Here is a 14,611-nt window from a genome sequence, read left to right as displayed (position 1 = left end):
AGTCCTTCTTATTACTTTATAAGACGGCAGTAATTCTTTCAGCACTAAATAAAAAATGTTATTACTCCCATTGAATTGAGTAATAACATTTTACTTAACAAATTCGCTGCCAACTAGCATCCTTCACATCTTCACTAGTCGGTTTTCTAACTGATCCAATAAAGTGAAACTTTATATCCGCAACATGGACAGGTGTATTTCATTTTGTCACTCCATTATTAACTTGTTTTCCCATATATTCCGACTCACAAAGAATGTAACAGCACAAATCATAGTTATCCCCATGAAAAATGTATTAGAATCTTCATATGTAGTTGGAATGCCTACCGTTACGAAAACAATACTAAAAGCTAAAAATAGATATAATAATAAAGATATAATATAGCTTAGTTTAAATCGTAAAATGATACCTCTAAACAATAGCTCACCAAGTAGACAGCCACCTAAAATAATAGGTACTCCGAAATACAATGTAAGGACTCCCATTTGCGCAGTAGATTGAATTATCTTTCCAATTATGTTCGGCGAAACCAGCTCACTATCGTTTCCCATCCTATCATATAAATCAAGTGCTGTTGCTGAAATAAAGAAACTTAATATAGAAAATGAATACAGTATTAAAAATTTGCTCACTCTCATTCACCTCGCTTTTTTCTTTACATATATTGTTCATTATTTCCTATCATTTTTACATAAAAAAATAACCCTCTATGATAAAACATAGAGGGTAGCATTTCTATATAAAAATCTATACCTTATCCTGAGGTGAATCCCGAAAATAGGACAAATATCAAAACACCTAAACCATCTGCTATCTGCTCCCTACATTCTTTAGGGGAGATAGTTTATATGTTTTATTAGAAAGTAGTGCCTTCTTTTTTATAATATTCTTTTGAAATCTCTTCATAAAATGCGGCTGATGTCGCGTAGAAATAAGGTGCTAACCATAAGAAACCGATTCCTACAGTAAGAATACTTAAAATGAACCAACCTAAGAAACTTAAGCATAGTAAAAAGTAATCCATTTTATGTCCATTCATCATATGACGACTCTCAGTAATCGCTTGATTCGCTGTATATTCTGGATGATCATTCAAAATAAAATATGTCATAGAATAAGAAAATGATTTAATAATACCTGGAATAATAAGAAGTAATGTCCATAGAGTCAAGTATACATACATTAGTAAATATGTTAAAAACGACTTCATCAACTTACTTCCATCGCTAAACCATCTAAATATATGACCAATGCGAGCATCAGTCCCACGAATTGCATTTAAAACAAGATAATAGGCACCTATTGTTAATGGACCAATAACAAGCATTACTATAATACTTACTGTAAGTGAATCACTTGCTTCTTCCCAACCCCAAAATATCGAGAAAATACCTGTGGTTAGCATTTCAACAGCTCCAATAAGGATTCCAATTAATAAGGTTGCCCCTACCGCTAGTCCCCATCTTCCTTTTAATGCATCAAGTGCTTCTCTTTTCAACTGACTTATCATATATAACCTCCTAATACTATTTCCATTTTATTATACCATTTATATCAAAAATCCCACATATTTTCCTAAAACAGAAGCATATTACCTTTTTTCATACGTATTGATACATGTGTGCTGTAGTTGTACTAATATATGGATTAAACGACTCTTTTCCCTATAACAAAAAAGCCTGCCTTTCATAATAGGCAAGCTTTCTCAAGTTACATCTCATTTATTTTCTTCTTATACCAATCCTGCATTCTCTCCGCATCTTCTACTCTCGTATGCTCTATTTTATAACTAGATGATGCACTCGAAAACTTATACGTACATAAATCCGCACGGCGCTGGAAATATGATTGTGTCTTCTCCATTGATTGGACATGTCTTCTTCTAATAAGTCCTGTATATTTTCCGACGCTACGATAGACAAGTGTAATTTGTTCTCCGTTAACACTGTAGCCATTTGTTTTAAATGTTGCGTATCCAAGTGTAAAGATAAGGATTGCGAGCGGTAGTAATGCCCACATGATGTAATACTTTTCAAAGTATATGCTTATTCCAGTAAGCGGGATTGCGAGCATAGCGAAAAAGATAAAACTATCAATGAGATAGCGGCGCAATGCTGCTTTTGGTAACGAAGTAATACTTGCATTCAGTTCGTATGGTAATTGTAAATGCGCGAGTAATTGTTGCACTCGATCTTTTCGAATGATAGGATGCAGTGTAACTTTTTCTTCTTTCCCTTCACTTTGAATGACTTCTACTTGCACAGCACAATAACCGAACGGTTGGCGTAAAATGCCTTCTTTTATCGTAATCCCTTGAATGCGGTGCAATTTTAGTACGAGTTCTTTTCTCTCCAGTAACCCTTGCGAAATACGGACTTCATCATTTTTTCGATTCACTGTGAAGTTACCGTGTTTTAACGCGTAGCCAATTGTAGATATCATCCAAGAAACGACAAGTAGAATAGCTACCATGTAAATCCAGCCATATATATCGTGGTCCATTACATATGACGTCACACTATTTTTTATCCATTTCGGAATATACTCATCTACTTGGTGATAAACGAAAAAGATTAAAGAGAACAATACTCCAAATTGACCAGATGTAACAGACGCTATTAAAATCTCTTTCCACGTTAACTTGTACTCTGTCGTTTGTTTTTCCTCTGTAACAATTGCTTTTTCTACTGTATTTTCTGCTGCTTCGTCTAACGTTTTTTCTGCTTTCACTTCTGGAGTTGGCTCATTTAGCAAAGTAATAAGCTCCGTCGCCTCTTCTACCGTAATTCCAGCTAAGCTAACTTCTGCTTCATCGCCCCCGCCAGCTGTTTCAATCTGAATTTTTTTCAAACCGAGCATTTGGTATAGTACGTTAGAACTTGTATTAATTGTTTGAACACGTTCTTTATTTAAGTAGCTCTCCTTTTTCACAAAGAGACCTTGTTTCACATGTAATACGTTATTTTCGACCCAGTATACTTTGTAATACCAGCCTACGATAGCTGAAATAATTGTGATCAACGCAAAACCAATAGGAACTAAATACCAAAATGGAAACTTTCCCCTTAAGCTAAAAAGAAAAATAATGAGTGGTATAAAGTCTGTTATTTTTAACTCTAATAACATCGTGATTGGATGCTGCCTTTTATACATCCTCATCACTCACTTTCGCTAATTCTGCGATTTTCGTTTTCAACATTTCAGCTTCATACATCGTTAAACCTGGGATGCTATGAGAAGTTGCTGCTGTTGAAATGTGTAATTCTGCTAATCCGTATTTTCTCATAATTGGCCCTTGTTCAATCGTAACGTGCTGCACACGAATCATCGGTACTAATACGCGCTTTACGACGAAAAGACCATGCTGAATTTCAAGTTCTTCTTCATTTAGTTGGTAGCTGTAATAACGTTGACGTAGTTTCGGAAACGTAAAGTAATCAAACGGTGTATATACAATTGTTAATCCGATGAGCACATAGAAAATCCAAGCCCACCAATTAAACTTAATCATAAAGAAAAGATATGCCAAAATGACTATAATACTGATTCCTAGCTCAATTAAAGAACGCGCTTTCCACACCTTGACCATGTCAGGGTGAATTTCATTTTTCAATGGATCCATGTAACCACTCCAAATCTAGTAATCTAATATATGAATTCTCTCAATCTATATTTTACGTAACTTTACAGAAAATTGAAATTTAATCTTCTTTCTTCTCAGGAATAAAATATCCGAACCAAAGTAGCCAAATGAAACCGATTAACTTCATCCAATTTCCATCCGCTTGAAAAGCTTCAATCATACCTGGTATTTTATAAACCCCAATAAATCCAAGAAAACCGAGCCACCAGTTTTTTTGCATTTTCATTTTTACTCCTCCTTCATGACGTTTTTCACATTTCGAATCCAAATTTCTTTATACTTTAACTGGAATCCCATGAGCATATAGTTGCTCATATTATCGATCACGAGTGCTAGCGTATGAGCATTTTCTTCCGTTTCATGTTGTGACACTACGTCAAGTCTTGCGCCTTTCTTCAATAAATCGTGGAAACCATTTAAGAAATCTTCTTGTATTTCAAATAAGCGTTTCTGATACTTTTCATTTCGCGATGCAGTTACGATAAATTCGTTGATAACGCGTAATATCCCTTCTTGCCCTTCATATTCAGAGAGCATATGTAAACCATCAGCAATTAACTTTTCTGCAAAGTTTTCTTTCGTATATTGCTCTTTATCGAAATAACTCACGAAATGATATCCAGAGAAAATTTCTTCAAATAAAAAATCGATTAACGCTTCTTTAGAAGAAAAATGATAATAAATAGCCGGTTTTGAAATACCTACCTCTTTCGCAATCATGGAAAGACTCATCTTCTCAATGCCGTGTTCTGCCATAAGTTTAAATGATGCCTCTACAATGTTTTGCGATGTTTGTAAATTCTTCGTCATACTGTACCTCACTTGTTTTTACTTACCGGTCGGTAAGTAAATTATAAAATAAAACGAAATGATTTTCAATTTAGTTAGCGTTCTAGAAGGTGTTTATTGGAAATTACAGAAAATTATAAAGTAAAAGCAACATATAACAATAAGGAGGATATCATATGGGACTTGGTGGTAATGGCGGTAGTGGTGGTAATGGCGGCGGTGAAGCAGGACAAGCTGGTAAGAGCGGATTTTCATTAATCATTGTACTTTTTATCGTATTGATTATAGTTGGAGTTAGCTATATCGGACTTGGCTTCTAAGAAAAGGCGTCCTACGTTACACATGTAGGACGCCTTCTTTTTAATCCCTATTCAGCAATCGCATACGATAACAATTCATCGTCACTTCTCCAAGTCTTTGCAGCAATTGATAGTTCGCATATGCGCCGACTGGGGCACCGATTACCGGGACGAGCTGAAGCATTTTTGCTAAATCGATATAGTCTCGGTATTCTGTTTGGAACTTTTCCCAGTCCATATGATTTTCTTTTTCTGTATCCCACGTTTCAATTGCTTTCCATATTTCTTTTCTGTGATTGTCACTTGAAAAGGCGAGCTGGAAAACGTGAAGGATAAAAAGACGCTCTTCTTGTTTACTCGTATCAAATCCGTACAACGTTGCTGCATCGAATAAAAATTTAATTTTAATTGTAAGTAGAAGCGGAAAGTCAGCAAGACCGAGGAGAATACCGCCAGCCCCCGTCCCTGCTCCTTCTGCCGCTGCTATTTTTTTGTACTCATCCATTTTTTTACGTACTTCATCGTCTCGTCTTTGCAATGACCATGTCGTCTCTTTTAGCTTCGGCTTTATAAAGTTTGACCCGGCGCTGATCGTTTGCACCATCATACGAATCGTCTCTGTTAGTACCTTTTGTACTTTCGCCGGAATGAGCTGTTGCACTTTCGTCTGCACTTTTTTGGAGAACCGTGTCATCATAGAAGAATCTTTCATGAATGTAGCTTTCCACTGCTCCAATTCTTTTATAACCTTCTCTTCGTATGTAATCATGGGTTCATTCCTTTCAATTTAAACGCTCAATGCGCTTCGCCCCGTATTGGTAAACAAAACCGATACTAAATAATATGCTTACGATAAGTAAAATTCCTGTCATCATGAAATCTTTCGTTGCTAGTGCAAATATAACTGTAAAGATTACGCTCCCTATGATTAGAATCGCGTTTAATAAAGTAAGAAAGTCTTTCTTCTTCTCTTCTCCCCCTACCGGATACAAATCAAGCCAAATCTTCATGCGGTGATGTTTCCATAAAGTTAAGAGCTGATAACCGATTAAGTATAGGAAAATAAGGCTTACGATAAATCGTCCATATAAAAACGGAATGAAGTACAAAATAACTCCTCCAAGAGCGAGCAAACGCACATATAATCCAAAATAGTTACCTGATCTTAAAAACGTTCTCGTATATAAGTATAAATATGTACGCTTTTCACCAATCATCGAAAGAATGAAATCGAGCCATTTTCTGCGTGCTACTCTTTCTTTTAATGCTGGTACATCAACGAACATGTTCGCGATGCGGTACAGCAGCATCATCTTCTTACCTTCTTCAGAAATTAAATACTCCCAGTTTAGTGGCTTTCCCTTTACCATTTGATGCATGATAGCAAGGTATAACACCATGAGAAGGACGATTCCACCAATGAAAAGAACTGAAGTACGTTCTACAAGGAAATATACAAATAAACCGTTTAGGATAAAACGAATGAACCAATCCGCTCTTTGTATATTTTGATCTGTTAAAAATGACTTTTCCCACGCTACAAATAAATTCCACGCTTTTACAATGACAAATGCAAGTACGATCCATATGTAAGCCGCTCCTGTTTGCTTCATTTGCTGGAAGTATAACGGGGCAAGCGCTGCCGCTACGATTGCGATTATGTATAACTGGATCATAAATGTAAAAAGAAATGCCTTTGTGAAGTAAGGTTTTAACTTTTCTTCAACTGGCAGTAAGTAAACGAGATCCGCTTCTTTTAATAATGTTTGAATGGATCCAGCCGTTAACACGAGTCCAATTAATACTGCCATTACGAGCGCCGCCGGAAACGAAGGTGTTATCGTTTGTAACCATTGCTGGTAATAATACGCTCCCGCACCAATGATGAACACGAAAATAAATTTCAAATGATCATTAAATACGTATTTACTATATGTACGAACTTCTTTTAGAAAGTGACGAAATCGTTCTTTCCATAACGCTGTGCTATTCATAATCTTCTTCCTTTGTTAGCGCGATGTAAATATCATCTAACGTTGCACCTGGCATATTAAACTGTGATTGCAGTTCAGATAATGTTCCCTTCGCTCTTACTTCACCTTGATGCAAAATAATGAACGAATCACAATAACGCTCTGCCGTCGCTAAAATATGTGTGCTCATTAAAATACCGGCACCACTCTTTTTCATTTGGTCCATCATTTGAAGAAGGGATTGAATCGCTAACGGATCTAATCCAACGAAAGGTTCATCTACTATGTAAAGAGATGGCTCCACTAAAAATGCGCTCATAATCATTACTTTTTGTTTCATTCCTTTTGAGAAATGAGATGGAAACCATTTTAAACGATTTTTCATACGAAACTCTTGTAGTAGTTGTCCTACACGTTCTTCATATTGTTTTTCATCAACGCCATACGCCATAGCTGTTAATTTCAAATGCTCTTCTAACGTTAATTCATCATATAATACCGGCGTTTCCGGAATGAATGAAAAGCTAGAACGGTACGCTGTCATATCATCACGAATTGTTTTCCCATTAATTGTGACAGTTCCTTTTTTCTGTTCCATTAAACCGATAATATGTTTAATCGTCGTACTTTTACCAGCTCCATTTAAACCGATTAAGCCGACAAGTTCGCCTTTATTAACAGAGAACGAAACGTCTTTTAATACAGGTCGTTTCGTATATCCTCCTGTAACATTTTCTACACGCAATAACTCGCTCATACGACACCACTTTCTTCATTAGTATTCATTCTATATTCATCTTACCAAAAATTATGCTGTACTACATAGTATCCATGTACTCAAAAAAAATTTTTAAATTTATTAGCATATATTTTTCCGAAAGCGGACATCATAATTATTGAAGAAGGAACACATTGAAAAAGCAACCACCAATTGATGAGTACAACAACATAGTGAAGTCATCATGAAATGGGGTGTCCAAGTTGGACAATGAAATTTACACATAACCAGATCATTTGTTTCATTTTCGAAACGGGGTGTCTCTGAAAGAGCATATACTGTTTTAAAAAATAAACAATTTCATTTTAAAAAAGATTGCAATTCATTTCACTTGAAAATGGGGTGTCTACGGCAGAAACTTTAGCCGATTTACCGTGCATTTCTTAAATAAATGAGGTGTCTGCGAAACGTAAATTACGATAATGCTTTTTCAATCCCTCTTCAGAAAACAGGAAGCTGAGTCAGCTTCCTGTTTTTCGTGTTTGTTCTCTTATGTAATTATGGTAAAATACGGCTAAGGATATTTGAAAGGATGAGATCAATGAATCATACAGCAGACAATTGTATTTTTTGTAAAATCATTGACGGGCAAATCCCTTGCTCAAAAGTATACGAAGATGAACATGTGCTTGCATTTTTAGATATTAGTCAAGTAACAAAAGGACATACTCTTGTTATTCCAAAAGTTCACAAACAAGACATTTTTGCGTTAACGCCAGAAATCGCATCACACATTTTTTCTGTCGTTCCAAAAATCGCAAATGCGATTAAAGCAGAGTTTAATCCAGTTGGCTTTAACCTACTTAACAATAACGGTGAAAAAGCTGGACAAACTGTGTTCCACTTCCACCTTCATTTAATTCCACGCTACGGTGAAAAAGATGGTTTCGGTGCTGTTTGGAAATCACATCAAAATGAATACACTATGGAAAATTTACAAAACATCGCAAGTACAATTGCAAATAGTGTGAAATAATGACACTATAAGAAGGCGTAATACATAACAAGCCACTTCCCTGAAGTCATCAAATTCCGCATGGCTTGTTTCTTTACTTAAAATGCTCAGGGATGATTGTTTGTGCATAGCACATATAAGAAAGATATGCATATTTTTCCCATCATGAATACGAACAAAAAATAAGGAGGTCTCCTTTTATGTCAAAAGCTAAATCCTTTATTACAGGTGTTATTTGCGGCGGAGCAGTTGCTGGACTAGCTGTTCTTTTCTCAACTCCTTCTTCTGGTAAAGACATGCGCGGCAAGTTAAAAGAAAAAGGAAATGATATTAAAAAGACTTTAGCTGATATTACAGCTGATACGAAATTATTAAAGCGTCAAATTGTTGAAACTGCTTCAGAAGGTAAAGAAGTGTTTCAAGAATTAAAAGATGACATGCAAGACACGCTTTCTAACTGGAAGCAAGATATTTCTCAAAACAAGCGCCATATTGAGAAAGAAATTTTGGACATCCAAAAGTCAATTGAGAAACTACAAGAAGCTGTTCCAGAAAAAGCGTAAACAAATTCCTGCTTAGTTTTTTGCATATAACAAATATTTTTTATATAAATTGACCTTGACACGGCATATCGTATAGATATGCCGTGTTTTTATGCATTTACAATATATGTTATCACTTAACATGTAAGGACAACGTATGTATTCACGACTCATAAAACGCTTCCATAGTTATGCATGATTTGTATAGAATGTCATTTTTCCGAAAAATTTTCACAATTCTCACAAAAAGACTTTATTAATTTTTATTTTACTGGCATAATAGATAGTAATGAAAAAAGAATGTTAAAGTGGGTGAGTAAATGAAAAGTGGAGAAAAAGATTACTCGGTAAAAGAAGCGATGATTTTCAGCCAACGCATTGCTCAATTATCGAAAGCGTTATGGAAATGTGTAGAGAAAGATTGGCAGCAGTGGATTAAACCTTACGATTTAAATATTAATGAACATCATATTTTAACAATCGCTTATCATTTAAAAGGGGCTTCTATTTCTGAGATTGCTAAGTTTGGAGTTATGCACGTATCAACAGCGTTTAACTTCTCGAAAAAGCTGGAAGAACGCGGCTATCTTGTATTCTCGAAAAAAGAAGATGATAAACGAAATACGTACATTGAAATTACAGACAAAGGGGAAGAATTACTACTTCGCTTAATGGAAGAGTATGACCCTGAAAATAATTCAGTGTTTAATGGGGCTCTTGCACTTCGTAATTTTTATGGGAAGTTCCCAGAAAATATCGAACTGATTGCAATCCTGCGTAACATTTACGGACAAGACTTTATCGATATTTTTGAGAAATCATTAGAAGATATTGAAGAGAACTTTACAGAATCCGATCAAAAGTTAGTTAAGAAATAATCTCTTTATTTTTTCGCAATCATGCTTAAGAATTCATTCATAAGCGGCTTAAATAAACCTTGTTTTGCTAGCGCTTCCGCAGTTTCGTGTACTTCGAGCTGATGTGGAAGCGCTTTTTCAAATTGATCTAACAGCGCATCGAACAAAAGAAGCCCTTCTGCTTTCTCCACTACATATTGCTCGTTCAGTTTTTCACAAAGATTTAGTATACGTTCAATATCTTTTTTACGAGCTTTTTTCTTTATGATCAAAGAATAAAATGGACACTTCTCTTCATCAATCATTTTAAATAATAAGTCTACATAGTATTCAGCTTGTTCTAATCTTCTAACAACGTCCATTTTCTCCCTCACTTTCTAACACAAAGTCTTCTATTTCTGAATTTTGTAACACGAACAAAATATCGTGTGATACAATATATGTATATGTATTTTAGCCAAAAGGAGGTCTCGCCTCATGACACTTATAACAGTTGTTTTTGTCGCATTCGCACTTCTTGTTATATTTTACACGAATTTCATGACACATACACTGTGTGAACGAAAACAAATAGCTGCGAGCCGCCAGCCCGGTGTCTTTCGGGTTATTAATGTATGTATAACAATTTTATTAATTTCTAGTTATATAGAAATTATATTTCATGGAAAGTGAGGAAGGAAAGCCCCTTCCTCACTTTTTTCCTCTATAAGCAAATTATACCTACAATAACCAATAAAATAAACAGTACAAGTAATAAAATAAGTTGAGAATTCATCCCCATCCCCTCCTCTATTCTGTATATGCGGCATGCGCCCAATATGGCACACTTTCAAAATCTGACACGTGCTGGTTAATTTTTCTTTATCAATATGAAAACGGTTCGAAATATGATATATTAAATTTTGTACATATTGCTTATACTATAGAACAAAACATTCATCAAAACTTTATCCTCAGCCACGGTAAGCCCTGTTAAGCGCGCTTTACCAATATAAAAAAGCAAAAGTATCAGTGAGACTTAATCGGGCTCTTATGAATCAAAATTCATTGGTGTAGGATAAATTAAAAATACATAATAGTAGGAGTGTTTATTGAATGAAGAAAGCTATGCTTGCCTTAGCCGCAACAAGTGTAATCGCATTATCAGCATGTGGAACATCATCATCAGACAAAATTGTTACATCTAAAGCTGGTGACATTACAAAAGAAGAATTCTACGATCAAATGAAGACACAAGCTGGTAAACAAGTACTAAACAACATGGTTATGGAAAAAGTACTTATTAAAAACTACAAAGTTGAAGACAAAGATGTAGACAAAAAGTTCGATGAAATGAAAAAACAATACGGTGATCAATTCGATACACTATTAAAACAACAAGGTATTAAAGAAGAAACGATAAAAACTGGTGTGCGTGCTCAATTAGCTCAAGAAAAAGCGGTTGAACAATCGATTACTGATAAAGATGTAAAAGCAAAATTCGAGGATTATAAAAAAGAAATTAAAGCAAGTCATATCCTTGTAAAAGATGAAGAAACTGCTAAAAAGGTGAAAGATGAACTTGCTCAAGGTAAATCTTTCGAAGAATTAGCAAAACAATACTCTGAAGATACAGGCTCAAAAGAAAAAGGTGGCGACTTAGGATTCTTCGGACCAGGGAAAATGGTAAAAGAATTTGAAGAAGCAGCTCAAAAGTTGAAAAAAGGTGAAGTAAGCGAACCTGTAAAAACACAATTCGGTTACCATATCATCAAAGTAACTGATAATCACGCAGATGCAAATTTCGATAAAGCAAAAACTGATATTAAAAAATCACTAGTTCAAGAAAAAACACAAGATGCTCAATTTATGAACGATCTTATGATGAAAGAAATCAAAAAAGCTGACGTAAAAGTTGACGATAAAGATTTAAAAGATCTTTTCGAAGAGAAAAAAGCTGACGCTAAGAAAGACGAAAAGAAATAATGAAGTAAAAAAAGCTTGGGCTTCGGCCCGAGCTTTTTTTTATCTCCTCTTCTCCCGGTAGTTATATCTAGATTCGGTAAATGAAATTATATCGGCGATTTTCAAACTATATCAGCGCAACTCCAATTATATCAGCGATTTTCGAAATATATCGACTTACCGACAAAAAACGACAACAAGCGTGACTCCCTCTTCAAACACAAAAAAACCTTGATCCACGCCACGTAGAACCAAGGTTTATCTTATTATCATTGATTAAATGAAAAAACTATGTTAAATTAGAACAGAAACACGTTTCCCGAAACAAAAGGAACGTATTTATCCGTATCTTAATTTTACACCAAAATACATCTTCAGTCAACCTCTATTTTTCACTTTTAAAGGAGTGCTTACCGTATGAACAAAAAACTTGATCTAGAGCAAAAAAGATTGGATACCGTAATTGAAACAATTACGGAGCAAATTGATAAACTGGAAAACGAAACTGGCAGACGCCGAGCAGAAGTAATCAATATTCGTAAACACTTTTGGGATGATGTGAAAGTGAATACTGATACTTTCGATGATTATCTTGAAACAGTTATCAACTTAAGACAACAAGCTCAGTCACTAGCTGTCACACAAATTACCCATAAGCACACCTTTAATCGACTTGCCGCATTAAGACGTATGCATAAAGCACCTTATTTCGGACGAATTGATTTCAAAGAAGAAGGAGAATCTGCCGCGGATCAAATTTATATCGGCGTCGCTACACTTACTGATGCAAGCGGAGAAAACTTCCTTATATATGACTGGCGCGCACCTATTTCGAGTGTGTACTATGATTATCCACCAGGACCTGCTGAATACAGTACACCAGGCGGCGTAATCCACGGTAATGTGGAGAAAAAATTACAATACATTATTCAAAATGGCGAGATTGATTCTATGTTCGATACGAGCCTTACAATTGGTGATGAAATCTTGCAACAAGCGCTTGGAAAAGGCACGAACAAACATATGCAAAGCATCGTTGCTACGATTCAGCGCGAGCAAAATGAAATTATCCGTCACGATGAAGGCCGACTCCTTATCGTGCAAGGAGCCGCTGGTAGTGGTAAAACATCAGCTGCATTGCAACGAATCGCCTACTTACTATATAAATATCGCGAATGGCTAAAAGCAGATCAAATTATTCTCTTCTCTCCTAACTCTATGTTCAATAGCTACGTTTCTAACGTACTACCTGAACTCGGTGAAGAAAATATGCAGCAAGTTACATTCCAAGAATATTTAAACCATAGACTAAGTAAGTCATTTGAAGTTGAAGATCCTTATGAACAATTAGAATATATGTTAACTGAAACGAATAATCCTACCTATAAAACGAGAAATGCGAGCATCCGATTTAAAGCATCCACTCAATTTTTCGAGATGATTAGAGCGTACAGACAATCTCTTGAATCTTCAGGCATGCTATTTAGAGGAATGAAATTTAGAGGAAAACTGATTGTTTCTGCGAAAGAAATTACAGAACAATTTTACAATACCGACTCCTCCCTCCGCTTCCATAGTCGAATTGAGAAGTTAACGGATTGGCTAAATAAGCAAATAGATGCACTTGAAAAAGCAGAACTGAAAAAGCCTTGGGTAGAAGAAGAAATTGAATTACTTAGTAAAGATGAATACCAAAAAGCTTATAAATATTTGCAGAAAAAAGGAGAGTTTGACGACAACTCCTTTAATGATTTTGAAAAAGAAACGAGAGTACTTGGACGTATGATTGTCCGTAAAAAATTGAAGCCCCTTCGTAAAGGTGTTCAAACATTACGCTTTATCAATTTCACAGGCATATATAAACAACTTTTCACAGATGCATCATGGGTTACTGAGAAAAAACCGAAAGAGTGGGATGACATTTGCTCCTTAACAGTAAACATGCTTGATGAAGGAAAACTATATTACGAGGATGCGACTCCATTCTTACTTTTAAAAGAATTAATTGAAGGCTTCCAAACGAACAGATCGATTAAACACGTACTCGTAGACGAAGCGCAAGATTATTCGCCGTTTCAGTTCGAGTTTTTAAAACGTCTCTTCCCTGCCGCGAGAATGACAGTACTCGGCGACTTTAACCAAGCGATATTTGCTCATGCGAGTGAAACGGTTAATTTCGATACACTTACAAATTTATACGGTCCAGACGAAACAAACGGCATTAACTTAACTCGTAGCTACCGCTCAACAAAACCGATTATTGAATTTACACGTGCTCTCGTACCGGAAGGCAAGAACATTCACGCCTTTGAACGTGACGGCGAGAAACCTACAGTGACGAAAGTATCGAATGAGAGCGAACTGCACGAACGTATTACTGCCAAAGTTGCTGAACTACAAAAAGAGCAGCACAATACGATCGCAATTATATGTAAATCTGCAGCTGAAAGCGCAGCTGCATACGAAGCACTTAATCATATCGATAATATTAAACTCGTGAAGAGTAACTCAGCCGAGTATGAGCAAGGCATTGTCGTAATCCCTGCTTACTTAGCGAAAGGTATTGAATTTGATGCTGTTATTATTTACAATGCTTCTAAAGATGTGTACAGCGATGAGAGCATTCGTAGATTGTTCTACACTGCTTGCACACGCGCAATGCATGAATTGCAACTTTATAGCGTTGGCGAGGTTAGTCCTTTTATACTTGGGGCTAATTCGGAGAGTTTTGAGCTTATAATGAAAACACCTTAATGATGGAAGTGACCCCCGAAAACGGGACACATATTAAAACACCTCCCGAATTCGCATACTAAGTATGCAAATTCAA

General features: G+C 35.7%; 17 protein-coding genes. 7 read left to right on the top strand and 10 right to left on the bottom strand.

Annotated features, from left to right (window positions below):
* Positions 1 to 207: 207 nt before the first annotated feature.
* The 6 genes from NST27_RS05490 to NST27_RS05465 all read right to left on the bottom strand — a co-directional run bounded on the left by NST27_RS05490 (position 208) and on the right by NST27_RS05465 (position 4,454).
* Entirely contained in the window at positions 208 to 633 is a 426-nt protein-coding gene (locus NST27_RS05490; RefSeq protein ID WP_033689134.1) for a hypothetical protein, read from the bottom strand.
* Positions 634 to 857: 224 nt separating this feature from the next.
* The gene (locus NST27_RS05485; protein WP_000625400.1) at positions 858 to 1,511 is read right to left on the bottom strand and encodes a DUF975 family protein; all 654 of its coding nucleotides are present in this window, start codon (positions 1,509 to 1,511) and stop codon (positions 858 to 860) included.
* Between the two features lie 200 nt (positions 1,512 to 1,711).
* A complete protein-coding gene (locus tag NST27_RS05480) occupies positions 1,712 to 3,154 on the bottom strand; it encodes a PH domain-containing protein (RefSeq protein ID WP_000278202.1) in 1,443 nt (480 codons plus the stop codon).
* A complete protein-coding gene (locus tag NST27_RS05475; RefSeq protein ID WP_000371346.1) occupies positions 3,147 to 3,623 on the bottom strand; it encodes a PH domain-containing protein in 477 nt (158 codons plus the stop codon). The genes NST27_RS05480 and NST27_RS05475 overlap by 8 nt, the downstream gene beginning before the upstream one ends.
* A gap of 79 nt (positions 3,624 to 3,702) precedes the next feature.
* On the bottom strand, positions 3,703 to 3,870 hold the full coding sequence (locus tag NST27_RS05470) for a hypothetical protein (RefSeq protein ID WP_000783813.1): 168 nt from the start codon (positions 3,868 to 3,870) through the stop codon (positions 3,703 to 3,705).
* Positions 3,871 to 3,872: 2 nt separating this feature from the next.
* Entirely contained in the window at positions 3,873 to 4,454 is a 582-nt protein-coding gene (locus tag NST27_RS05465) for a TetR/AcrR family transcriptional regulator (RefSeq protein ID WP_000164830.1), read from the bottom strand.
* 155 nt (positions 4,455 to 4,609) lie between these two features.
* On the opposite strand from NST27_RS05465, the gene NST27_RS05460 reads away from it, so the two are divergent.
* Positions 4,610 to 4,753: a YjcZ family sporulation protein gene (locus NST27_RS05460; RefSeq protein ID WP_000522760.1), complete on the top strand. Its 144-nt coding sequence runs from the start codon at positions 4,610 to 4,612 to the stop codon at positions 4,751 to 4,753.
* Between the two features lie 40 nt (positions 4,754 to 4,793).
* On the opposite strand, the gene ecsC is transcribed toward NST27_RS05460, so the two are convergent.
* Genes ecsC through ecsA form a run of 3 tightly spaced genes read right to left on the bottom strand, consistent with a single transcriptional unit; the run spans position 4,794 to position 7,462 of the window.
* The gene (gene ecsC, locus NST27_RS05455; protein ID WP_000634143.1) at positions 4,794 to 5,501 is read right to left on the bottom strand and encodes an ecs operon protein EcsC; all 708 of its coding nucleotides are present in this window, start codon (positions 5,499 to 5,501) and stop codon (positions 4,794 to 4,796) included.
* Positions 5,502 to 5,514: 13 nt separating this feature from the next.
* Positions 5,515 to 6,726: an ABC transporter permease EcsB gene (ecsB, locus tag NST27_RS05450; protein WP_001089099.1), complete on the bottom strand. Its 1,212-nt coding sequence runs from the start codon at positions 6,724 to 6,726 to the stop codon at positions 5,515 to 5,517.
* Positions 6,719 to 7,462, bottom strand: a complete 744-nt coding sequence (gene ecsA, locus NST27_RS05445) for an ABC transporter ATP-binding protein EcsA (RefSeq protein WP_001292613.1) — start codon at positions 7,460 to 7,462, stop codon at positions 6,719 to 6,721. Before ecsA ends, ecsB begins: the two co-directional genes overlap by 8 nt.
* Positions 7,463 to 8,024: 562 nt before the next feature.
* Here ecsA and NST27_RS05440 point away from each other — a divergent pair.
* The 3 genes from NST27_RS05440 (at position 8,025) to NST27_RS05430 (ending at position 9,858) form a co-directional block, all read left to right on the top strand.
* On the top strand, positions 8,025 to 8,459 hold the full coding sequence (locus NST27_RS05440; RefSeq protein WP_001016835.1) for an HIT family protein: 435 nt from the start codon (positions 8,025 to 8,027) through the stop codon (positions 8,457 to 8,459).
* A 179-nt stretch (positions 8,460 to 8,638) separates the two neighbouring features.
* Positions 8,639 to 9,001, top strand: a complete 363-nt coding sequence (locus tag NST27_RS05435; protein ID WP_000030302.1) for a YtxH domain-containing protein — start codon at positions 8,639 to 8,641, stop codon at positions 8,999 to 9,001.
* Positions 9,002 to 9,300: 299 nt separating this feature from the next.
* The gene (locus tag NST27_RS05430) at positions 9,301 to 9,858 is read left to right on the top strand and encodes an HTH-type transcriptional regulator Hpr (protein WP_000834924.1); all 558 of its coding nucleotides are present in this window, start codon (positions 9,301 to 9,303) and stop codon (positions 9,856 to 9,858) included.
* Between the two features lie 5 nt (positions 9,859 to 9,863).
* Here the strand turns inward: NST27_RS05430 and NST27_RS05425 are convergent, their stop codons facing one another.
* On the bottom strand, positions 9,864 to 10,199 hold the full coding sequence (locus NST27_RS05425) for a DUF1878 family protein (protein WP_000383655.1): 336 nt from the start codon (positions 10,197 to 10,199) through the stop codon (positions 9,864 to 9,866).
* Between the two features lie 115 nt (positions 10,200 to 10,314).
* Between NST27_RS05425 and NST27_RS05420 the strand changes: the two genes are divergently transcribed.
* From NST27_RS05420 to helD, 3 genes are all read left to right on the top strand, one after another.
* Entirely contained in the window at positions 10,315 to 10,509 is a 195-nt protein-coding gene (locus NST27_RS05420; protein ID WP_000172690.1) for a hypothetical protein, read from the top strand.
* A gap of 423 nt (positions 10,510 to 10,932) precedes the next feature.
* Positions 10,933 to 11,802, top strand: coding sequence for a peptidylprolyl isomerase PrsA (prsA, locus tag NST27_RS05410; protein ID WP_000710060.1), 870 nt, complete (start codon positions 10,933 to 10,935; stop codon positions 11,800 to 11,802).
* Between the two features lie 396 nt (positions 11,803 to 12,198).
* Positions 12,199 to 14,535 (top strand): RNA polymerase recycling motor HelD, encoded by a 2,337-nt coding sequence (gene helD / locus NST27_RS05405; RefSeq protein WP_001035436.1) that lies wholly within the window; start codon positions 12,199 to 12,201, stop codon positions 14,533 to 14,535.
* The last annotated feature ends 76 nt before the right edge of the window (positions 14,536 to 14,611 follow it).

Source organism: Bacillus sp. FSL W8-0770, assembly GCF_038008705.1.
Taxonomy (GTDB): domain Bacteria; phylum Bacillota; class Bacilli; order Bacillales; family Bacillaceae_G; genus Bacillus_A; species Bacillus_A cereus.
This window is presented reverse-complemented; position numbering and strand designations above follow the sequence as displayed.

Coding starts and splice junctions, on each gene's coding strand:
- NST27_RS05485 (WP_000625400.1), bottom strand. CDS start 1,511: ATGATAAGTCAGTTGAAAAGAGAAGCACTTGATGCATTAAAAGGAAGA.
- NST27_RS05480 (WP_000278202.1), bottom strand. CDS start 3,154: ATGTATAAAAGGCAGCATCCAATCACGATGTTATTAGAGTTAAAAATA.
- NST27_RS05475 (WP_000371346.1), bottom strand. CDS start 3,623: ATGGATCCATTGAAAAATGAAATTCACCCTGACATGGTCAAGGTGTGG.
- NST27_RS05470 (WP_000783813.1), bottom strand. CDS start 3,870: ATGAAAATGCAAAAAAACTGGTGGCTCGGTTTTCTTGGATTTATTGGG.
- NST27_RS05465 (WP_000164830.1), bottom strand. CDS start 4,454: ATGACGAAGAATTTACAAACATCGCAAAACATTGTAGAGGCATCATTT.
- NST27_RS05460 (WP_000522760.1), top strand. CDS start 4,610: ATGGGACTTGGTGGTAATGGCGGTAGTGGTGGTAATGGCGGCGGTGAA.
- ecsC (WP_000634143.1), bottom strand. CDS start 5,501: ATGATTACATACGAAGAGAAGGTTATAAAAGAATTGGAGCAGTGGAAA.
- ecsB (WP_001089099.1), bottom strand. CDS start 6,726: ATGAATAGCACAGCGTTATGGAAAGAACGATTTCGTCACTTTCTAAAA.
- ecsA (WP_001292613.1), bottom strand. CDS start 7,462: ATGAGCGAGTTATTGCGTGTAGAAAATGTTACAGGAGGATATACGAAA.
- NST27_RS05440 (WP_001016835.1), top strand. CDS start 8,025: ATGAATCATACAGCAGACAATTGTATTTTTTGTAAAATCATTGACGGG.
- NST27_RS05435 (WP_000030302.1), top strand. CDS start 8,639: ATGTCAAAAGCTAAATCCTTTATTACAGGTGTTATTTGCGGCGGAGCA.
- NST27_RS05430 (WP_000834924.1), top strand. CDS start 9,301: ATGAAAAGTGGAGAAAAAGATTACTCGGTAAAAGAAGCGATGATTTTC.
- NST27_RS05425 (WP_000383655.1), bottom strand. CDS start 10,199: ATGGACGTTGTTAGAAGATTAGAACAAGCTGAATACTATGTAGACTTA.
- NST27_RS05420 (WP_000172690.1), top strand. CDS start 10,315: ATGACACTTATAACAGTTGTTTTTGTCGCATTCGCACTTCTTGTTATA.
- prsA (WP_000710060.1), top strand. CDS start 10,933: ATGAAGAAAGCTATGCTTGCCTTAGCCGCAACAAGTGTAATCGCATTA.
- helD (WP_001035436.1), top strand. CDS start 12,199: ATGAACAAAAAACTTGATCTAGAGCAAAAAAGATTGGATACCGTAATT.